Source organism: Chryseobacterium sp. KCF3-3 (genome assembly GCF_045865955.1).
In the GTDB taxonomy this organism is placed as follows: Bacteria; Bacteroidota; Bacteroidia; order Flavobacteriales; family Weeksellaceae; genus Chryseobacterium.
In genome coordinates this window covers 1,681,692-1,702,533 of record NZ_AP035792.1, presented here as the reverse complement: position 1 = coordinate 1,702,533, position 20,842 = coordinate 1,681,692, and the positions used below count along the sequence as shown (strand labels likewise).

Annotated in this window: 12 protein-coding genes; 2 read left to right on the top strand and 10 right to left on the bottom strand. The window is 37.6% G+C overall.

Annotated features, from left to right (window positions below):
- Positions 1-131: 131 nt before the first annotated feature.
- A complete protein-coding gene (locus ACKTTZ_RS07565; RefSeq protein ID WP_407848160.1) occupies positions 132-3,176 on the top strand; it encodes a SusC/RagA family TonB-linked outer membrane protein in 3,045 nt (1,014 codons plus the stop codon).
- A 13-nt stretch (positions 3,177-3,189) separates the two neighbouring features.
- Positions 3,190-4,950 carry a RagB/SusD family nutrient uptake outer membrane protein gene (locus ACKTTZ_RS07560; protein ID WP_407848158.1) on the top strand — a complete coding sequence of 587 codons (1,761 nt, stop codon included), beginning with the start codon at positions 3,190-3,192 and terminating at the stop codon, positions 4,948-4,950.
- Between the two features lie 193 nt (positions 4,951-5,143).
- On the opposite strand, the gene msrA is transcribed toward ACKTTZ_RS07560, so the two are convergent.
- The 10 genes from msrA to ACKTTZ_RS07510 all read right to left on the bottom strand — a co-directional run bounded on the left by msrA (position 5,144) and on the right by ACKTTZ_RS07510 (position 20,757).
- The gene (gene msrA / locus ACKTTZ_RS07555) at positions 5,144-5,698 is read right to left on the bottom strand and encodes a peptide-methionine (S)-S-oxide reductase MsrA (protein WP_407848156.1); all 555 of its coding nucleotides are present in this window, start codon (positions 5,696-5,698) and stop codon (positions 5,144-5,146) included.
- 272 nt (positions 5,699-5,970) lie between these two features.
- Positions 5,971-6,939 carry an ROK family protein gene (locus ACKTTZ_RS07550; RefSeq protein ID WP_034693864.1) on the bottom strand — a complete coding sequence of 323 codons (969 nt, stop codon included), beginning with the start codon at positions 6,937-6,939 and terminating at the stop codon, positions 5,971-5,973.
- 79 nt (positions 6,940-7,018) lie between these two features.
- Positions 7,019-8,230: a PepSY domain-containing protein gene (locus tag ACKTTZ_RS07545; protein ID WP_034693861.1), complete on the bottom strand. Its 1,212-nt coding sequence runs from the start codon at positions 8,228-8,230 to the stop codon at positions 7,019-7,021.
- Between the two features lie 51 nt (positions 8,231-8,281).
- Positions 8,282-10,396, bottom strand: a complete 2,115-nt coding sequence (locus ACKTTZ_RS07540) for a TonB-dependent receptor (RefSeq protein ID WP_253318091.1) — start codon at positions 10,394-10,396, stop codon at positions 8,282-8,284.
- Positions 10,396-11,595, bottom strand: a complete 1,200-nt coding sequence (locus tag ACKTTZ_RS07535) for a PepSY-associated TM helix domain-containing protein (protein WP_407848153.1) — start codon at positions 11,593-11,595, stop codon at positions 10,396-10,398. The genes ACKTTZ_RS07540 and ACKTTZ_RS07535 overlap by 1 nt, the downstream gene beginning before the upstream one ends.
- Before the next feature lie 40 nt (positions 11,596-11,635).
- Positions 11,636-13,795 carry a TonB-dependent siderophore receptor gene (locus tag ACKTTZ_RS07530; protein ID WP_407848151.1) on the bottom strand — a complete coding sequence of 720 codons (2,160 nt, stop codon included), beginning with the start codon at positions 13,793-13,795 and terminating at the stop codon, positions 11,636-11,638.
- A gap of 33 nt (positions 13,796-13,828) precedes the next feature.
- Positions 13,829-16,021 carry a TonB-dependent siderophore receptor gene (locus tag ACKTTZ_RS07525; protein WP_407848149.1) on the bottom strand — a complete coding sequence of 731 codons (2,193 nt, stop codon included), beginning with the start codon at positions 16,019-16,021 and terminating at the stop codon, positions 13,829-13,831.
- 151 nt (positions 16,022-16,172) lie between these two features.
- A complete protein-coding gene (gene secA, locus ACKTTZ_RS07520; protein WP_034693854.1) occupies positions 16,173-19,247 on the bottom strand; it encodes a preprotein translocase subunit SecA in 3,075 nt (1,024 codons plus the stop codon).
- A gap of 123 nt (positions 19,248-19,370) precedes the next feature.
- The gene (locus ACKTTZ_RS07515; protein WP_002662059.1) at positions 19,371-19,592 is read right to left on the bottom strand and encodes a DUF2795 domain-containing protein; all 222 of its coding nucleotides are present in this window, start codon (positions 19,590-19,592) and stop codon (positions 19,371-19,373) included.
- Positions 19,593-19,728: 136 nt separating this feature from the next.
- Complete coding sequence (locus ACKTTZ_RS07510) at positions 19,729-20,757, bottom strand: GDP-mannose 4,6-dehydratase (protein WP_407848146.1); 1,029 nt, start codon at positions 20,755-20,757, stop codon at positions 19,729-19,731.
- Positions 20,758-20,842 lie beyond the last annotated feature (85 nt).

Below are 20,842 nucleotides of genomic sequence, written 5' to 3'. Positions count from 1 at the left end.
GTGGTAGATCCTTTTACTTTGTATGCCGAAATAAAAACTAACCGTTGCCTGAAAAGAAAACCACTGTTGCGGGAACAACAGCGGCTTTTTGATAAGCAATGTAACGTCTTGCAATTACTTTACTTATTGATATGTACCACAAAATTAATTTTTTTAAGTTTAAAAAGCTAATTCCGATTGCTTTAATTTTTTTGGTGGCAAACCAAGCTGAAGCAAAAGGATTTACCTTAAACTATCCTGTGTTTTCACAGGTAAACGAAACCATTTCCGGAACTGTAACGGATCAGAAAGGAGCATCCGTTGAAGGCGCAAAAATCACGGTGGTGGAAACCGGAGATACAGCTTCTACCGACGCATCAGGAAAATTTACCATTTCGGCCAATATCGGGCAGACCTTATCTATTTCTTATGAAGGATACGGGACCCAAATGGTGAAAATCTCTAGTACTTCAGTTACTGTACAATTAGAAACTCAAAAAGGATCTACTTCCATTGAAGAAGTTACGTTGGTTGGATATGGTTCTCAGAAAAAATCTGACCTAACAGGAGCCGTAAGCCAGCTGAAAGCAGAAAATTTCAAAGAAGGAATGAATATTTCCGTTGATAACCTGATGCAAGGGAAAATCGCGGGTGTCCGCATCGTTCAGTCGAGCGGTGAGCCTGGAGCGGGAGTGAATGTTTCCATCAGAGGGATCGGTTCCATCCGAAGCGGAAGTACTCCTTTATTTGTAGTAGACGGAGTTCCTTTGAGCAATGATGCTGTAAGTGCTACAGGTCCGAATATCGGTTTAGGAAATGCTCAGGCGAAGAATCCGCTCAACTTTTTGAATACCAGTGATATCGAATCCATAACTGTTTTAAAAGATGCTTCTGCCGCAGCCATCTACGGAGCAAGAGGATCAAACGGTGTTGTTTTGGTAACTACAAAAAGGGGAAGAAAAGGAGAACCCTTATTTACCTATGACACGTATTTAGGCTTTTCTTCAGTTATTAAAAAATTAGATCTGATGAGTGCTGATGAATACCGGTCAGCAGGAATCAATAAATTATACGACCATGGCGGAAATACAGACTGGCAGGATGAAATTTTCAGAAATGCAGTGTCTTCCAACCATTCCGTGTCATTTTCAAAATCTACGGAAACCGGAAATTACTTTGCCTCCATTTCTCACATGGATCAGGATGGTATTATTCTGAACAGTGGCTTTAAAAGAACGACAGCCCGTTTGAATGCAGAAGAGTCTTTCTTTGATAATAAAAGATTAAAGATTAAACTCAACCTTACGGCAAGTGACATCAAAGAAACCGGAATACCGAACGGAGCGAATGCAGGTTCAGACGGACAGGTGATTATCCATGCTTTGATGGCCAATCCTACACGTTCCGTATATGATCAGAACGGAAACTTTACCAACTTTAATATGAATGCTCATTACAATCCATTGTATCTGTTGAGCGTTTACAATGATAAAACCAATACATTCCGAGTGTTGGGGAATACAGAAGCCACGTTGAGAATCTTACCCGGGTTGAATTATAAGTTCAATTTAGGGATTGATAAAACAATATCTGAGAGAAATACCACGATGTATCCGAATATTACAGACAGAACCCCAAAGGGAATGTATGTTCAGGCTAATCTGGATTCTTATAACGTACTTTTAGAACATTACTTAACCTATGATCTTAGTTTAAATAAACATAATTTCAGTTTGTTAGGTGGTTTCTCTTATCAGAAGTTCAAAACTACAGGAACCTATTTCGGATTAAAGAATATTGCGAATCAGGGAGCGGGGATTGCTCCGGAAATTAATCCTGGATATTCTGGGGAAGCCTTTATTCCGGCAGCAGGATACGCACAGGAGAATGAACTGCAGTCTTACTTCGGAAGGGTAAATTATAATTTTGATAAAAAATACTTATTAACTGCTTCATTAAGAGCTGACGGTTCTACCCGTTTCGGTCAAAATAACAAATATGGATATTTCCCTTCTGTAGCAGTAGGCTGGACCGTTTCCAATGAAAACTTCCTGAAAGACTCTCAAATCATCAATGAATTAAAATTAAGAGGAAGCTGGGGACAAACCGGAAATCAGGAAGTTCCGAACAAGATTACCCAGGCGAGTTCTTCTCTGTCACCATCCGGAGGATATTACTTGTATGATAATCTGAACCTGATCAATGGAGTAGTGATCAACAGAACACCTAATCCTGATCTGAAGTGGGAAGTAGTGGAGCAGACCAATATTGGAGCAGACTTCAGTTTATGGAGAAACAAATTGTATGGATCACTAGAATACTATAACAAAGTAACGAAAGATCCGATTCTGAATATCCCTTCCAGACCGTTAAGCCCTACAAGTACAGTATGGAAAAATGTGGATGCAAAGATTGTTAATAAAGGATTTGAGTTCTCTTTAGGTTCAGAAATTATCAAAACTGAAAATTTTACATGGAACTTTGATGTCAATGGTGCTACCGTGAATAACGTGGTGAAAGACCTTCCGGTTTCAGCGATTTATTCAGGAGAAGTTTCAGGGCCCGGACTTTCCGGAGTGACGGCCAATATTTACAGAAATGGCTACGAAGCCGGCTCTTTCTATATGCTGAACTATCTAGGAGTAGATGCGAACGGAAAATATATTTATGAAGATGTAAATAATGATGGAAGAATTGACCAGAATGACAGAAAGATCTTTGAAGGAGCGATACCCAATTTCACTTTCGGAATCAATTCTTATATGAAATACAAGAAGTTTGATTTCTCTTTCTCGTTCATCGGACAAACGGGTGGCTACCTTGTGAATAATACTGCATTGGATTTAAATATCAACAACTTAGCTTCAGACAGAAACGTGTTGAAAAACTTCTATGAATCAGGAGCGAACTTCACCAATCAGCCTCAGTTATCATCCCTTTATCTTGAAAAGTCAGACTTTATCAGACTGAATAACGTAAGATTAGGATACACTTTTGATACCAGCCAACTGAAGTTTCTGAGAAGTATCAATTTGTATATAAGTGCACAAAACCTGATGACTCTTACAAGCTATTCAGGATATGATCCATTGGTGGATACCAACAAACAGGTGAGTGGAAACCAGTCTCTGGGAATTGATTACACTACATATCCGTCTGCAAAGACTTTCATTTTGGGAGCTACTGTTAAATTTTAATTGAAAAGAAATCATGAAATCTAAATTTTTAAATCTAAATACAATTGTTTTATCCTTTGCTGTACTGTCTTTAACGGGATGTACCAATCTGGATGAAAAAGTAATCGATGAGGTATTGGGCTCTGAAACAGCAGATCCTGAGGCTGCTCTTGCTGCTGCATATAGCCAGCTGGGTGACGGAACTTTTGTAGACCATGGAAATGTTTTCGCTTTGCAGGAATATTCTACTGATGAAGCATTATTACCCACAAGAGGAAGTGACTGGGGTGATGGTGGAAAATGGAGAGCCATGCACGAATTCTCATGGGATGCCAGCAGTGATGTTGTAAAAACTACCTGGAATTCCCTGAACTTCGGGATAACAAAGTCTCTGACAGCCATTTCAAGTATTGAAAAAAGCAACGGTACGAACAGAGCTTTATTTTTAGCAGAAGCAAAAGGACTACTGGCTTATTATACCTATACAACAATTGATCTTTTCGGGCAGGCTCCTTACAGAGATCCAGGTAATATTAATGCTCCCATTCAGATCAGAAAAGCAGAGACTACCATTGATGCTTTAATTACTGAAGTGGAAGGGCTTATTCCCAATCTTGCAGATATCAAAACACAAAATACACATGCAGGAAGATTTACCAAACAGGCAGCGTATGCATTCCTGGCAGATATGTATCTGAACAGAGCGGTTTTGAAAAATAAAACGGCAGGATCATTCAACTTTTTAGAGCAGGCTGTGACGGGTTCGGGAACAGATATGGATAAGGTCATTGAATATTCTAATTTGTTGATCAATAATTCTAATTTTAGCCTGGAATCCAATTACTTTCACAATTTTGATATCAATAATGATACAAGCAAGGAAATGATTTTCTCCATTGTTCAGAAGAAAAATACAGACAAGACTTCAGATAATGACCTGGCGTATATGTCTATGGAGAGAATTCAGAAACCATCACCGGATAACAGAGGAACCAATGCATCGTGTATCACTCCGGAATTCTATTATTCATGGAACGGAAATCATGATGATCCACGTTTTCAAAGATCTTATCAGTATGCGGACGGAACATGGTTCAGAAATGATGGAACAGATGTGAGCGTACCTTCTTCCAGTAAGGTGGAAGGAACTGGAAAACAATGGTTTCATTTCAACAGAGGTCTGCAGGTGGGACAGCAGTACGGTCCTAAAATTCTTTCAGATGGAAATTTTGATATGACTCCAGACGGAAGAATTAAAGTTTACAAATTATTTACTGAAAAAAATACAACACTTGCTGCAGACTTTACCCCTGAACTGAATTTTGATAATCCTTCCGAATCTGTATTTACACAGGCTCAGATCAACAGAGGAGTTAGAAATTTTAAGTTTGAGTTTGATCCGGGATATGGAAACAACGGAACAAGCGGAATGGATGTTCCATTGTACAGATTAGGAACTATCTATATGATGAGAGCAGAAGCTTACTTAAGAAGTGGAAACCTAGCTGCAGCGTTGGCGGATGTCAATAAACTGAGAACAAGCAGAACAAATGATGCTTTAAAGAATAATGCTCCGGGAGTTGCTATTGCTTCTTTGGATGAAAATACATTGTTCAAAGAATCAGGGTATGAACTGTATTGGGAAATGTACAGAAGAAAGGCGATGATCAGATTCAAGAAATTTGATTTACCGGGAACAGCTAAACCAGCTTCCCAGCCTTACAGAAGAATTTTCCCTATTCCTCAGGCCACCATTGATGCTTCAAAAGACTTTACACAAAACCCCGGATATTAGTTTCTTTATATAAACAATTATTTTTGTGCCAAACAAGAAGCGAAGAGATCTCCTCTTCGCTTCTGTTATTTTATGTGGGTTTTGTGAATATCCTGCTAAAATTTAAACATCAATAGGAACGGGCTTCAGCCCGTTTAATCAAAAAACCTCTACCATCTATTGGCTTTAGCCAAAACTTAAAACATTCAATGTTTTACTCTGCATTCAACATTCCCAGTTCCCCGAAATGCTTTTTGAACTTCTGTATTTTAGGTCCAACCACAGCGCTGCAATAAGGTTGTGTTGGGTTTTCATTATAATAGCCCTGATGGTATTGCTCTGCCGGCCAGAATGTATCGAATTTCGTTAACTCTGTTACATAAGTTCCTGTCCATCTTCCTGATTCCTGAGATACTTTGATCGCTTCTTCAGCTTTTGCTTTCTCAGCTTCATGTTTATAATAAATGACAGAACGGTATTGAGTTCCGATATCATTCCCTTGTCTGTTTAATTGAGTAGGATCATGTAAAAAGAAAAATACATCCATCAATTGTTCATAAGAAATAACAGCAGGATCATAAGTGATTTGAACTACTTCAGCATGTCCTGTCTCTCCTGTACAAACTTCCTGATAAGTCGGGTTATCTTTATGTCCGCCGGAATATCCTGAAATAGCAGATTGTACTCCTTTAAGCATATTGAAACAGCTTTCCACACACCAGAAACATCCACCTCCGAAAGTAATCTGTTCTAAATTATTGTTGTCCATTTTGGGTAATTATATTGTTTTATTATCCTTTCCTGATCCGGAAAAGACCAATCAAAAATATGAAAAACTTTTTCATTTGAACATGCTTTTACGTCTTAAACTCAAATTACAATGATAGATGTAGCAAATGGTTTTAAACACAAATAACACCAATGCTTTCACAAATAACACAAGGGAAATAAAGCGCAATCATTTGTGAAAATCTGCGCAATCTGTGGGAAAAAAGAAAGCACCCTAAAAAGGATGCTCTATATTATGTAAAAGACTTTCAGTTATTTTTCCCAAACCAAAGCACTCGCTCCAAGAATTGCAGCATCTGCTTCGTCAAGTTCACTGAATACCAGTTTTACTTTATTTCTGAAAATTGGAAGAAGGTTTCTTTCCATATGAAGCTTAGCAGGCTTTAAAATAAAATCTCCAGCTTTGATAACTCCTCCGAATAGAAGAATAGCTTCCGGTGAAGAGAACATTACAAAATTAGCTATTGCTTCACCCAGCTTCTGACCTGTATATCTGAAAACCTCGATAGCAATTGGGTCTTCTTTAATAGCACATTCGTATACTGTTTTAGAATTGATTTCATCTTCAGGATATTGATTCAGCATAGATTCCGGGAACTCTGCTCTCATTTTCTTTGCTGTAATGGTAATTCCTGTAGCAGAAGCATAGGCTTCCAGACTTCCTTCAGAACCTGTGCTCCAGTGTTTTCTCCCGCCTGGCTTTACAATCGTATGTCCCAATTCTCCGGCAAACCCGTCATGTCCATAGATTAAGCTTCCGTTGGCAATAATTCCACTTCCTACTCCTGTTCCCAGGGTAATCATGATGAAATCTTTCATTCCTCTTGCAGCTCCGAAAAGCATTTCTCCCAGTGCCGCAGCATTGGCATCATTGGTTACTGTACAAGGAAGACCGAATTTTGCCGTCATCAGCTCAGCGAAAGGAATAACACCTTTCCATGGAAGATTAGGGGCAAGCTCTATGGTTCCTTTGTAATAGTTCGCGTTTGGTGCGCCTACTCCGATTCCGTCAAAGTGTGCTTCAGTACCATACTTTTCCATCATTGGACGAACATGTTCATATAAAGCATCGATGAAATCTTCCACTTTGTCATAGGCATCAGTTCTCAGATTTCCTTTATCCAGAACTTCACCACGGTGGTTTACGATTCCGAATTTAGTATTGGTTCCGCCGATGTCAACTCCAAGGGCAACTTGTTTTGATAAATCTATTAATGACATTTCTATTATTAAATTCTAAGGGCTAAAATTATAAAAAAGATTGTATTAATGGATTATTAAGTAGGTTTTATTTAATACTTTAAGCTGTTTTTATTGGTTTTTTCTTTTTTCTTCCCCACCAGATCATAAATCCGGTAACCGGAAGAGAAGCACAGATAATACTTACAATAAAAGCAATAATCTTGGTAGGAAGTCCTAAAATAGCTCCTACGTGAATATCATAATTGGCGCTCACCACCTTTTCTCCAAAGTTTTTATCTTTCGGATCATGAGTATGTAGCAATTCTCCAGAGTTTTCATCAAAGATTAAGCTGCTGCTTTTATGGTAAGAATAAGAAAGGTGCTTCACGTACACCTCAAAGTTAGGATGTTCGTGGTCATCCATGTGCGGATGTCCTAAATCTATAGCAAAACCATAGGAATCCGGATATTTTGTCTGTACGGTATTGATGATTTTATCCAGTGTTCCTTCTGTTCTAAGCTCGATAGGAGCTTTTGTTTTAATGTGTGAGAAGTCGGGATACTTGGTTTCTCCACCAGAAAATATCACATAGATCATTGCCTGTACTACGAAAAATGCATAGAAAAGTCCTGTAATTGAGAAGATTAAAGCAAAAATAGATGCGTAAAATCCTAAGACATTATGAAGGTCGTAGTTTTTTCGCTTCCAGCTTTTAATATTTTTCCATTTGAAAGCAAAACGCTGTTTTCTTGCGGCTTTGTTCTTTGGCCACCATAGGATAATCCCGGAGATCAGCATGATGATAAAAATGATAACAGGAATTCCCACGACATACGTTCCCCAATCCTGTTTCAGAAGGTAGCTCCAGTGGATCATTTTTACAATATTGAAGAATCCGTTTTTTTCATCATAGACTCTCAGTACCTTTCCTGTGTAAGGATTTACATAAGCCTGTTTGTAGATGGGAAATTCATCAAAATAATTCCAGGCATCCGTATTATGCTCATACCAGAAGAACATATAAGATTGCGTCTTGTCAATAGGAACATTTACCCAGTGGATAGGATATTTCTCTTTTACCTGTTGCGCAACAGCCTTTTCCATTACTCTGATAGGAAGAACCTGTTTCTGCTCAATATTTTGCTCATGATGGTAGATAACATCTTTTCGGGTGATGTTTTCCACTTCATCTTTAAATACATATAAAGCTCCGGTAATGGAGATAATAAAGATCAGAAATCCTATTCCCAACCCGAACCAAAGGTGCAGCTTGGCTGACCATTTTTTGAAAAAGCCCGGTTTCTTTTTATGATGATGGTTTTTCTTCATATAACAGTAAAAAGTAAAGCAAAGATATGCTTTACTTTTTATTTAGATTAATTAAAATTTGTATTCAATCATGAATGTCCCTCTTAGTCCAAGAGCATTGGTGAAGTCACTGTCTCTTGCAGTCCACCATGAAATAGCAGGTTGATATACTTTGTTAAAAATATTTTCAACACCTAATGACAATCTCCAGTTGTTGTTAACTTCATAACTTGATTTGAAGTTAAAGACAGTATATTCAGGAACATATCCTTCACCATAAGCATACAATCCCGTTTTAGCATTAGGCTCGAATCTGTTTTGCTGGAAAGAGTGAAGCATATCAACCCCAACGGATAGAGCAGGAACAGGTCTTGCCTGAACATAAGCCAATACTTTAGGTGCAGAAATTCTGCTGTTGTTAATCTTGGTAGAATAATCACCGTCATCTTTTACAGAGGTAATTCCTTCCATCCAGCTGTAGCTTCCACCAAACTGAATCCATTTTGTAGGCGTAAAGTGTAAAAATCCTTCCACACCGTATACAATCTCGGGAGATCTCTGAATCATTAATGCTCTGTCCGGACTTTGTACGAATGATGCTCCCAGTTTAGAGGTACTCACATAAGAAGTTAATTCATAGTTCAACCAGCTGGAAAGTTGTCCTGTTGCTCCCAATTCGTAGTTGTTTACGATAATTGGTTTTGTTTCCAGGCTTTTAATGGTTTCAGAAGTTGAGGTTCTTAAAATTCTTCCTAATTCATTGATAGAGTAGGCTTGTGAGAAGCTTCCGAAAAGATTGATATAAGGTTCAATATTGTAACGAATTCCAATATTTCCTACCAATGCATTGTAGTTCAGTTTTCCACCAGCTACAGGAATACTCTTCGTGAAAGTTCCGTCACTTTTAAGGGTGGAAAGGGTATTGAAGTCATCTACATTTACTTTGATGTTTTCGTAACGAAGTCCTCCTTTAATGGTTAATTTTTTGAACAGATCAATTTTTGCCAATACGAAAGGTGCAATATTAGTCATGTTCATATTCGGAGTCCAGAAACGGCCGTCTTCCAGTTTTTGTACTGTTTCATCATTCAGAATATCAGCTCCGTAGATGATTTCTGCCTGAGAGTTAGCTGAATTCCAAAGTTGAGTATCAAAATTGAATCTTGCTCCTGCTTTTTTTGAAATGACATTAGACTGTCCACCATTGAAAAAGGTATCGCTGTACCCGTAAACGGTTTTGAAATCCTGATAGTAAAGGTTGATATTTAAAGAAGTTCCTGCAAACAGGTTCTTATTGTCATAGCTCACTCGGATATTGTGGTTTTTTGGAGTTCCCTGAGGGGTTGTTTCCAATCCTTTTCCAATTCCTTCACCAATAGTAGGCGTGATACCGTATTTACCTGTTTTTAATCCTACATTCAGATCTGATCTTGAAGAATAGCCGATGTAAGACGCTTCAATTCTTTGATTTTCGTTGATGTCATAACCTACTTTCAATAATCCATTATAGTTGTCCATCTTGGCAATACTGTACGTAGGGCTTATTAAAACACCGTCTCCGTCTTTTGTATATCCTGTTCTTTCGTAGGCTAATGAAAGGGTATAGTCAAACTTCTTGATCTTTCCGGTTAAAAGCTGGCTGGCTCTTACTCCTAAAGTACCACCATAAGGTTGTCCTGTAAGACCAATCTGCGAAATTCCGGAGATCTTTTTATCTGTTTTGTTTCTCTTTGTAATATAATTGATGATCCCTCCATCTGCTCCGTTACCATAGATGGAAGAAGCTCCTTTGATCACCTCAATTCTTTCGATGGCTGAAGGGTCAATAGTCCTTAAATCTCTAGCTCCGTTACGAAGTGGGGTAGACTGTGGAATTCCATCAATCAAAACCAAAACCTGGCGACCTCTTAATGTCTGTCCTGAATTGGAAGTCTGTCCTGAATTGGTTCCTAAACTGGGAACAGTGTATTGCAGAATGCTTGTAATATCTGAGTTCACAGTCAGCTGAGACTGAATCTGTTTTTCTCCTACCACTGTAATGGAGCTTGGAACTTCTTTGATATTTTCCTTTTTTCTGGAGGCGGTCATGACAACCTCGTCTACATTTTTAGTTTGTAAACTATCTTTTACCTGAGCAAAAACGGTAGTAGTTCCTAAGCAGGCAGCTGATAAAAGCACTTTTTTCATTATATTTTCTTTCCTTTTTTCTTTCTTTTTCCCCACCAAACCAGGAATCCGGTTACAGGGAGTGATGTACACGTAAGGCCGGCCATAAACCAGATGACCTTTCCAATGATTCCGAAGTAGGATCCGGTATGGATATCATAGTTGGCGTTGGAGTATTTCTCGGCAGTAGTAAGTTTGTGATGAGGTTTGTTGGCCAGTAGTTTTCCAGAGTATTTGTCGAATGTCAGGATGTTTCTTTCACTGTATCTTCCATCCATTCCGTAAACTGTTACCGGAAGATTTTTCAGTTCTTTTCCTTTTTTATTCTTTCCGTTTAGGGTAATTCTGAAGCTTGATGATTTTGCGTACAGTTTTTCGGTTTGGGCTGCAGCCAGATCAAAAACAGCTTCATTCTTCGCCATCAGGGAGTCCGGAGATTTTCTTTCTTTTTCTTTTGGAAGTTCCCATGAACCGGATAAAGCAAAAGTAAAGGTGTTTTTTACATAGGGATACGCAAAATAAAGCCCTGTAACACTTAATAGCAATGCAATAAATGATGCATAGAACCCTAAGATATTATGAAGATCGTAGTTTTTACGCTTCCAGTTTTTTACATTTTCCCAGTTGAACCAAAAGCGTCCTTTTCTGGCATTTTTATTTTTAGGCCACCATAAAATAATTCCTGTTATCAGCATAACGATAAAAAGAACGGTTGGAATTCCTACCGTATACGGTCCCCATTCTGAATTAAGCAAAAGTCCCCAGTGGATATATTTCAAAATATTGAATACATCGTATTTTTCATCATAAACAGCAAGGATTTGCCCGTTATATGGATTCACATAAGCTTTTTTATTAATACGTACCTGCTGGAAATAGTTCCATCCCTTTTTGCTTTTTTCATAGTACTCAAACTGGTAGGATTGATTTTTATCCAAAGGAATTTCTACAGCGCTTACAGGATATTTTTCATTAAGCTCCATTGATACCTTTTCACGAAGCAGATTAATAGGTAAAGGCTTTGTCCCGATATCTTCTTTTTTCAGATAAATATCTTCTTTGCGCAGACTATTATGTATTTCATCCTTAAAAACATATAAAGTCCCCGAAAGAGAGACTATAAATACAATGAAACCAACAGATAAACCAAACCACAAATGTAGCTTGGCAGACCATTTTTTTGAAGGAGCTTTCTTTTTATGGTGATGCTTTTTTCTCATAGCAAAAAGTTAACCCCGTGAGGGGCTAACCTTTGATTTTTTAAAATTTATATCCGATTGATAATCTCCAGTTACGCGGAGCATTGTAGATCCATGCATATTCGCCGGCATCTCCTCTGTACCCACTGTACAATTTTCTGTTAAGGACATTATTCAACATTAGATTGACATCAAATTTCTTAGCAACATAGGAAACCCCGAAGTTGGTATCAAAATAATCCGGAAGGCTCTGATCTTTTGTAGCACTTACTCCAAACCAGGATTGTCTTCCTCCCTGATACTGATAACCGGCTGAAATTCCGAACCCTTTCATAAGACCATTTTCAAATCTATAGTTAATCCAGGTATTCTGAACATTTTTTGCATTCCCCGGAGATTGGATACCAATTCTTGTAGGATCTGTGTCTTTAACGGTTTTTGCGTCTGTATAAGCATAGTTGATGATAATATTCAACCCTTTGATGATTTCTCCTTTGATATCAGTTTCGAAACCTCTTGCTCTCTGCTCACCTGTAGCAACCTGGAAAGGAGCTCCATTATTTTCATTTGAATTTCCGGCAACAAGAATATTTTGTCTTCTGATTTCGTATACTGCGAAAGTAGAGTTCCATTTTCCTCCGAACCAGTCTTTTTTCAATCCGAATTCAATATTCTGTCCTCTGAAAGGATCTGTAATCAATGTCTGATGAATTCCTGTACCGGATTGTGGTACGAAGGTTTTGTCATAAATCCCGTAAGCAGAGAAGTTTTCATTGATAGAATAACTAATTCCTACTCTTGGTGTAAATTCTCCTGCTTCATCCGGTACGATAGGAGTACCTGGGCTTAGGTTAGGATATGCAGAATAAGTTTTTCCGCTTGTATATCTTCCTGCTAATGTTAATCTTAACTTATTATTAAACATTTCAATCTGATCCTGAGCATAATATGAAGTATATTTTACGCCCTGGTCATTATAGAATGGAGCGGAAGTGTTCAATGTATAAAAATCAGAAGAAGGAAGTTTTGAAGGATCTACTCCATAATTTACATTATAAATATTAATAGGGAATGGCCCTCCGGCAAAAGATGAAAAGTCTGCATTATACTTTCGATCTCCATAATCGAATCCGGCAATAATTTTATGTACAATGTTTCCTGTGTTAAGCTTACCTCTTACATAGGTTTGGAAAATGTGATTTTTTCCTTTTGCCTGCCAGTTGCTTAATGTTCTGTTTAAAACATCTTTATTATTAGGATCAAAAGTTCCCCACCATGAACCTCCGTCATAATTCAGGTCCATGTACGCATATTGAGTACTCCAAACCCAGTCTTTGAAAAGCTTCTGATCTAAGCTTAAAAATAAACTCTGATCCTTTACTTCAGTTTTCTTGAAGTTCGGGTCATTAAAGTTGGTATGTACATTCAGTGAAGCGTATCCGTCGTTAGACATCAGATAAGCTCCGGGCTGATTGAATTTTAAGTATTGATAGTTATACTGAGCGGTAAATGTAGTGCTCTTTGTAGGTCTGAAAGTAATAGACGGAGCAACAATAATTTTGCTTGTTTTATCATTTTCCACCCAGGAATTGTTGGAACTTCCCATTAAATTGATACGATAGTCTAAAACACCGTCTTTTACAAGAACTCCGTCAAGATCAGCTTCACCTCTGAAAAGATTATAGCTTCCCGTTGTGAAACGCACACTGTTGGCAAATTTTCCGGTAGGCTTTTTTGTAACTACATTATAAAATCCGGCAGGATCTCCCATAGAGCCCATAAATCCGGCAGGACCTTTTACGAACTCTATTCTGTCTATAATAGATGCGTCAGGATTAATAGGTCCCCAAGTAGAAGAGACATTCATTCCGTTCATAAAAGTAGAAATACTGGCACCTCTCATGAATACATTGGAATATACATTATCCCAGTGTTCTACTTTTCTTGCCCCACTTACGTTACGAACAATACCTTCTGACATGTTCAGGGTCATCTGGTCAGCAAGAACCTGAGAACTTACAGACTGTACATTCTGAGGAAGCTCAAGAATCGGAGTCTGAATTCTCAATGAACCTGAGACTTCATTCAGTTTGTATTTCTGATAATATCTTCCGTTAACAACTACTTCTTCAATATCGTTGGATTTGATGGTGTCTTTTTTTTCCTGTGCAAAATTGAACATGGAAGTTAATAATGCAGCTCCTATTGTTATTCTTTTCATTGTTTATAAGGGGAATAATTTATTCTAACAGTTTTAAAATTTATAAGTGAAACTACCCAATACATTGGCAAGAGCCTGAGCATTAGCAGTTGTATATCCGCTCCAGTAGTGTTCGTTCGTAAAGTTGTCTACTTTTACCCCGATTCTGAATTTTTTAGTATCATAAAATGCGTTAGCATTCAATACCAGATATTTTGGAAGGATGAAAGTACCCATCGTTGTAGAGTTAACAATTTTGTTGTCGCTCGCGTAATTTCCTCCAACTCCGAAGCCAAGTCCTTTTAATTTTCCGTCAAGGAACTGGTAGCTTGCATTGAAGTTAACTAACCATGGAGATGATGCTGTAGCAGGTCTTCTTCCGATTACTGTTTCATCAGCTTCCGTATATTTCATATCGTTGTAGCTTACTCCGGCGATAACGGAGAATCCTTTGATCAGATAAGCATTTGCTTCCAATTCTACTCCCTGGCTTCTTAATAAACCTGCCTGATTTTGTACAGCCTGTCCTGTTCCTGTCATTTCACCCGTATTCAGAAGGGTATTTTTTACCTGAATATTGTAGTAGCTTAAAGTTGTAGTAACTCTTCCTTTGATAAGATTTGTTTTGATTCCTCCTTCAAACTGATTGGCTCTTTCTGGTGTTGAAAGGGTTACGCCTCCTGTTTTATCTGAAGTATAATATCCATTTACTGAAAAACTATTCTGGAAGTTTCCGAAAACGGATAATTTTTCAGGAAGAATCTGATAAACAACTCCGAATTTTGGTGACCATGCTCCCTGGCTAAAAGAATCAGTAAGTTTTTGTCCGGTTTGTCCTCCTTTGAAGTTTACACTTTCGTATCGTACAGAAGTAAGAATATTAAGCCCTTCTACCGGAGTGATGACGTTGGAGATATAACCACTGTAAATATCTCTTTTTCCTTTGCTTATATAAGTGTTGTTTTTCTCAAAATCAGACCCGCTTTGTAGTGCTGTGTATTTTGCTCCCAATGTCTGGCCATTCATATTGGAATAATCTGTGGCATTAAATGGTACCCAGTCAAAATCTGTAAACAGAAAATACTGATTATCATTCATTCTCATATAATCAAAACCTGCTACCGTTCTGTTTCTTACGCTTCCGATATTAAAATCAAAATTGAAGTTCTGTTGAAGCTGGAAATATGTTCTTTTGCTGTCTTTGGTTGACTGGTCCGCTCTTGCTACCCCAATTTCTGAACTGTTTAAAGGGTTTGGGGCAAAATAAAAATAAGGGTTAAATCCGTCTGAATAAGAATAAGAAGTACTTACGTTTGTAGAGGATTTGATATGTTCATTAATCTTATAATTAACCTGTCCAAAGAAGTTTCTTGCTTTACCCACCGTTTTAAGACCTTCTCCGGTATAAGACTGTTTATAGTTATAACCCAATTTCTCCAGTTTATCCATGCTGTCTGCGCCAAGCTGTGAACTCGGATAATAAAAGAAGAAAGCGGTTTCAGGATATGAATTGGTTTCAAACATTTCCAGCTCAGCATTAATCTCTAAATTATCTGTAGGACGGTAAGTAAGGGATGGAGTGAATGCATAGAAAGAGTTCTTTGCATTGGTTCTCTGGAAAGTTCCCTGGTTGGTATAGGCTGTATTTAATCTGAATAATAATTTTTTATCTTTCGTAAGCGGTGCATTCACGTCTGCCTGCACTCTGTAGTAGTTATAGCTTCCACCTGCCAGAGAAACAGCACCTGCAAAAGTTTCAAAGGGTTTTTTAGTCACTCTGTTCACTACTCCTCCGTAAGAGGTCAGATTACTTCCGAATAAGGTAGCAGAAGGTCCTTTTAAAACTTCAATTCTCTCTACATTAATAGCGTCCATAGAAGTAGTAATAGGAGCTACCATACCATTTCTGATAGAGTTTCCAGCTACAAAACCTCTTAAGTTAAGATAAATACCTCCGTCTCCTGCTCTGTTTGTAGCACTCCACATTTTCTGGGCACCTGCAACGTTTCTGAATGCATCATCTACGGTAAATAACAATTGGTTTTCCAGTATTCCTTTATCAATGGAAGAATATACCTGAGGATCCTCTATAGCTTTTAAAGGCATCTTATTAGAGTATTCACTATCTTTCTTTACATATGTATTGATGATTACTTCGTCAATGCTTTTAGTGGTTAATGTATCTTTTTTTTGGGCAGAAACCAGCATTGTTCCCAGAGCGGAAGCACAGATCAGTACATTTTTCATGAAAGTCAAATTTTCTGCAAATATATTATTTTTAACTGTTCTAAATAAATAATGAGATTGATATTTATCATGAAATTATTATATACTGAATAACAAAAAACCGCTATGGCCAATGCCAGAGCGGTTTTTGTATGATATTATTAAATTTTTCTTAAGCCGGAATTTCTCCTTTATATAAGAAAGAAATAATTTCTTTGTTTAATTTATCGATCATTTCACTGAATAAGTGGAAAGATTCCTGCTTATAAATTACCAGTGGATCTTTCTGCTCGTAAACAGCTCCCTGAGAAGATCTTCTTAAGTCGTCCATCTCACGAAGGTGAAGCTTCCAGTTTTCATCGATAATTGATAAAGTGATATTCTTTTCAAAATCGTTCACTAAACTTTCACACTGAGTATCATAAGCTTCTTTAAGATCAGCTACAATTGTCATTGTTTTGTGTCCGTCTGTGAAAGGAACCTGGATCATTTTGAACATTGAACCTTGATTTTGGTATACATTCTCAATGATTGGGAATGATTTTTCTTTCAATAGGTTCAGCTTCATTTTATAGTCTTCCTGAGCTGCTTTGAATAAAATATTCGTCAGATCCTGAACGTTTTTATTATTAAAATCACTTTGAGAAACCGGAGATTCCATTGTGAATGTTTTAATGATTTCGTATTCAAAATCTTTATAATTTCCTGAAGCTTTTCCTTTCGCAACGATAGAATTGGCAACATCGAAAATCATATTCGTGATATCATATTTCAAGTGGTCTCCGAATAAAGCGTTCTTTCTTCTCTTATAGATTACGTCACGTTGTTTGTTCATTACGTCATCATATTCAAGAAGTCTCTTTCTTGTTCCGAAGTTATTTTCTTCCACTTTTTTCTGAGCTCTTTCAATAGACTTACTGATCATAGAGTGCTGAATTACTTCTCCTTCTTTATGACCCATTCTGTCCATCATTTTAGCGATTCTCTCAGAACCGAACAAACGCATTAAGTTATCTTCAAGAGATACATAGAACTGAGAACTTCCCGGATCTCCCTGACGTCCTGCTCTACCTCTTAACTGTCTGTCAACACGTCTGGAATCGTGTCTTTCTGTTCCGATGATGGCTAAACCTCCTGCATCTTTTACTTCTTTAGAAAGTTTAATGTCGGTACCACGACCTGCCATGTTGGTTGCAATGGTTACAACTCCCGGCTGTCCTGCCCCAGCTACAATTTCTGCTTCCTTCTTGTGAAGTTTCGCGTTCAATACCTGGTGTGGAATTTTTCTTAATTGAAGTGCTTTTGAAAGTAACTGAGAAATTTCAACAGAAGTAGTACCTACCAATACAGGTCTTTTCTGTGCTGTTAATTTTTCAATTTCTTCAATTACAGCATTATATTTTTCTCTGTTCGTTTTGAAAACTAAGTCCTGCTTGTCATGTCTTAAAATAGGACGGTTGGTAGGAATTACCACAACATCTAATTTGTAGATTTCCCAAAGCTCTCCAGCTTCTGTTTCTGCTGTACCCGTCATCCCCGCAAGTTTGTTGTACATACGGAAATAGTTCTGAAGCGTAACCGTTGCAAAAGTTTGAGTAGCGGCCTCAATTTTTACATTCTCTTTCGCTTCGATCGCCTGGTGAAGACCGTCTGAATAACGACGTCCCTCCATGATACGACCTGTCTGCTCATCAACGATTTTTACTTCACCGTCAATCACCACATACTCATCATCTTTTTCAAATAATGTGTACGCTTTCAATAGCTGGCTCATTGTGTGAACACGTTCTGATTTTTCAGCAAAATCAGAGAAAAGTCTTTCTTTTGCTTCAAACTCTTCTTCTTTAGAAAGGTTTTTAGCTTCTACTTCAGCAATCTCAGTTCCGATATCCGGGAGTACGAAGAAGTTTGGATCAGAGTTACCCTGAGACATGTATTCAACTCCTTTGTCTGTAAGGTCTACCTGATTGTTTTTCTCCTCGATTACGAAGTAAAGATCTTTATCTACAATCGGCATATCACGGTTGTTGTCCTGCATATATTGCGCTTCAACTTTCTGAAGCAATGCTCTGTTTCCGCTTTCCGATAAGAATTTGATTAATTGTCTGTTTTTTGGAAGACCTCTGTATGCCTGAAGTAATTTGAATCCTCCTTCTTTTGTATTTCCTGCAGCGATTAATTTTTTCGCTTCATTGAAAATGGTAGAAACGGTTTTCTTTTGTACTTCAACAATTCTGTCGATAGAAGGCTTAAGAACATCAAACTCTTGTCTGTCTCCCTGAGGAACCGGACCAGAGATGATCAATGGTGTTCTTGCATCATCTACCAATACAGAGTCAACTTCATCCACGATAGCAAAGTTTAATTCTCTTTGTACCAGTTCTGAAGGTGATGTCACCATGTTGTCTCTCAAATAATCGAAACCGAATTCGTTGTTGGTTCCGTAAGTAATATCTGAGTTGTATGCTTTTCTTCTTCCGTCAGAGTTCGGCTGGTGGTTATCGATACAATCGATAGACATTCCGTGGAACTGATAAAGAGGTCCCATCCATGCGGAGTCTCTTTTTGCAAGATAGTCGTTCACGGTTACAACGTGTACTCCTCTTTCCGGAAGTGAATTTAAATAAATAGGTAATGTTCCTACCAAAGTTTTACCTTCACCGGTTGCCATCTCGGCAATTTTACCACTGTGAAGAATAACCCCTCCGATAAACTGAACATCATAGTGGACCATATCCCAAACTACAGGAGTTCCGGCAGCGTCCCATGAGTTTTTCCAAACAGCTGTGTCTCCCTGAATGCTAACGAAATCTTTTCCTGCAGCAGCAAGTTCTCTATCCCAGTCACTAGCTGTTACACGAATTTCTCCATTCTGAGCCCATCTTCTTGCCGTTTCTTTGATCAATGCAAAAGCTTCGGGAAGAACCTGAACCAGAACTTTCTCTTCAATTTCGTATGATTCTTTCTTTAGAGCCTCAATTTTTGTGAAAAGAGCTTCTTTTTCATCAACATTGGTTGAAGTTTTTATCTGCTCTCTTATCTGTTCTATTTGAGCTGTGATCTTACTGGTTGCAGATTTTATATTCTCTTTAAACTCAGCAGTTTTTTGTCTCAACCCATCATCCGACAATTGTTGAATGTTAGGTTCTACAGCTCTGATTTTTGTTACAACTTTTTTTACTTCTTTTAGGTCCTGCGCTTTCTTGTCTCCCAAAAACCCTTTAAGAACTTTGTTTAAAAAACTCATAAATTTTTTGCTTTATGCTTAATGCAAAATGCTTTAAGCGTTTTAAATAACACTTATCGTGTAAATTAATATATAAAAAGGGCAAAAAAGCTCTAAGCAAGCAGCCTAAAGCTTATCGCTTTATTAATATTCGTCCTCGTTCCAAAGGAAATCCTCGTCAGTAGGATAGTCACTCCATACTTCTTCGATAGATTCATAAATTTCTCCTTCATCCTCGATTGCCTGAAGGTTTTCTACTACTTCCATTGGTGCACCAGTTCTGATTGCGTAGTCAATAAGCTCTGCTTTTGTCATTGGCCAAGGTGCGTCACTTAAATATGAAGCTAATTCTAATGTCCAGTACATAATTTTCTAATTTTTTGCAAAAGTATAAAAATAGGTTGTATAATAAACTTTTTTATACTTGATTTTCAATTCTTTTTATAATTTTTTCTTATAAATGACTGTCACAAACTGGCTGGCAGCTGTGTCAGCAATTTACTTATTGTCGTTTTCTCAAAAACCATTCCACAAATTTTTTTATGCCATTTTGGAAGTCTGTGGCAGGTTTATACCCTATTAAATCCTTTGCTTTGGTAATATCGGCATTCGTTTTTGTGACATCACCAGGTTGCATTGGCAGAATTTTTCTGATAGCGCTTTTTCCAAGTGTCATTTCTATAGTGGCTACCATCTCAGATAAAGTGATGACCTGGTTTTCTCCCAGATTCAGAATTTCGTAAACCCCGGAATTGTTTTCAAGATAAAGGATAGATTTGGTAATTCCATCTATGATATCATCTATATAAGTATAGTCTCTGGCCGTATTTCCATCGCCATAGAAAGGGATTTCCTGATTCTCCGAAATAAGCTTTGCAAACTTGTGGATTGCAAGATCGGGTCTTTGTCTTGGTCCATATACCGTAAAGAACCTGAGCTGGATCATATCTATATGGTATAGATTATGGTAAACATGCCCTATAACCTCTCCACTTTTCTTGGTTGCCGCATAGGGTGAGATAGGATTGTCTACATTGTCTGTTTCAGCAAAAGGAACTTTTTCATTATTTCCATAAACACTTGAAGAAGATGCACAAATGAATTTTTTAATATTAAAATCCTTACACAGTTCCCAAAGATTCATAGTACCACGTACATTCACTTCTTCGTATTCAAGAGGGCGTTCAATAGAGGGACGCACTCCGGCAAGTGCTGCCAGATGAATTACCATATCAATATGATGATTCTTAAAGATGTTTTCAAGACCTTTTTTATCACGGATATCCTGCCAATAGAGGGAATATTGGTCAGAATGAGTGAGGGAAACCAAACGCGGAATATCCGTCTCTTTATCTGAGAATTCAAAATCCGAATTTTTACCGATTGACTCTAAAGTATTTTTAATTTTTACCTGATAGTCATAGAAATCATCAAAATTGTCAATGTTTATGACAGAATGTCCATTTCTTAATAATCGTTCAACTAAATGGGAACCGATGAACCCACTACCGCCTGTTACAAGATAAACCATTTGTATTTTTTATGAGTACAAAAATATAAATTTTACTTTTTGAAAAATATAATCATTAAATTTACTTAAAAAAGTAATACAAATA

Bases quoted from the DNA above. Each gene is read 5' to 3' on its own strand.
- ACKTTZ_RS07535 (WP_407848153.1), bottom strand. From the start codon at position 11,595: ATGAGAAAAAAGCATCACCATAAAAAGAAAGCTCCTTCAAAAAAATGG.
- ACKTTZ_RS07530 (WP_407848151.1), bottom strand. From the start codon at position 13,795: ATGAAAAGAATAACAATAGGAGCTGCATTATTAACTTCCATGTTCAAT.
- secA (WP_034693854.1), bottom strand. From the start codon at position 19,247: ATGAGTTTTTTAAACAAAGTTCTTAAAGGGTTTTTGGGAGACAAGAAA.
- ACKTTZ_RS07550 (WP_034693864.1), bottom strand. From the start codon at position 6,939: ATGTCATTAATAGATTTATCAAAACAAGTTGCCCTTGGAGTTGACATC.
- ACKTTZ_RS07545 (WP_034693861.1), bottom strand. From the start codon at position 8,230: ATGAAGAAAAACCATCATCATAAAAAGAAACCGGGCTTTTTCAAAAAA.
- msrA (WP_407848156.1), bottom strand. From the start codon at position 5,698: ATGGACAACAATAATTTAGAACAGATTACTTTCGGAGGTGGATGTTTC.
- ACKTTZ_RS07510 (WP_407848146.1), bottom strand. From the start codon at position 20,757: ATGGTTTATCTTGTAACAGGCGGTAGTGGGTTCATCGGTTCCCATTTA.
- ACKTTZ_RS07515 (WP_002662059.1), bottom strand. From the start codon at position 19,592: ATGTACTGGACATTAGAATTAGCTTCATATTTAAGTGACGCACCTTGG.
- ACKTTZ_RS07540 (WP_253318091.1), bottom strand. From the start codon at position 10,396: ATGAAAAAAGTGCTTTTATCAGCTGCCTGCTTAGGAACTACTACCGTT.
- ACKTTZ_RS07525 (WP_407848149.1), bottom strand. From the start codon at position 16,021: ATGAAAAATGTACTGATCTGTGCTTCCGCTCTGGGAACAATGCTGGTT.
- ACKTTZ_RS07565 (WP_407848160.1), top strand. From the start codon at position 132: ATGTACCACAAAATTAATTTTTTTAAGTTTAAAAAGCTAATTCCGATT.
- ACKTTZ_RS07560 (WP_407848158.1), top strand. From the start codon at position 3,190: ATGAAATCTAAATTTTTAAATCTAAATACAATTGTTTTATCCTTTGCT.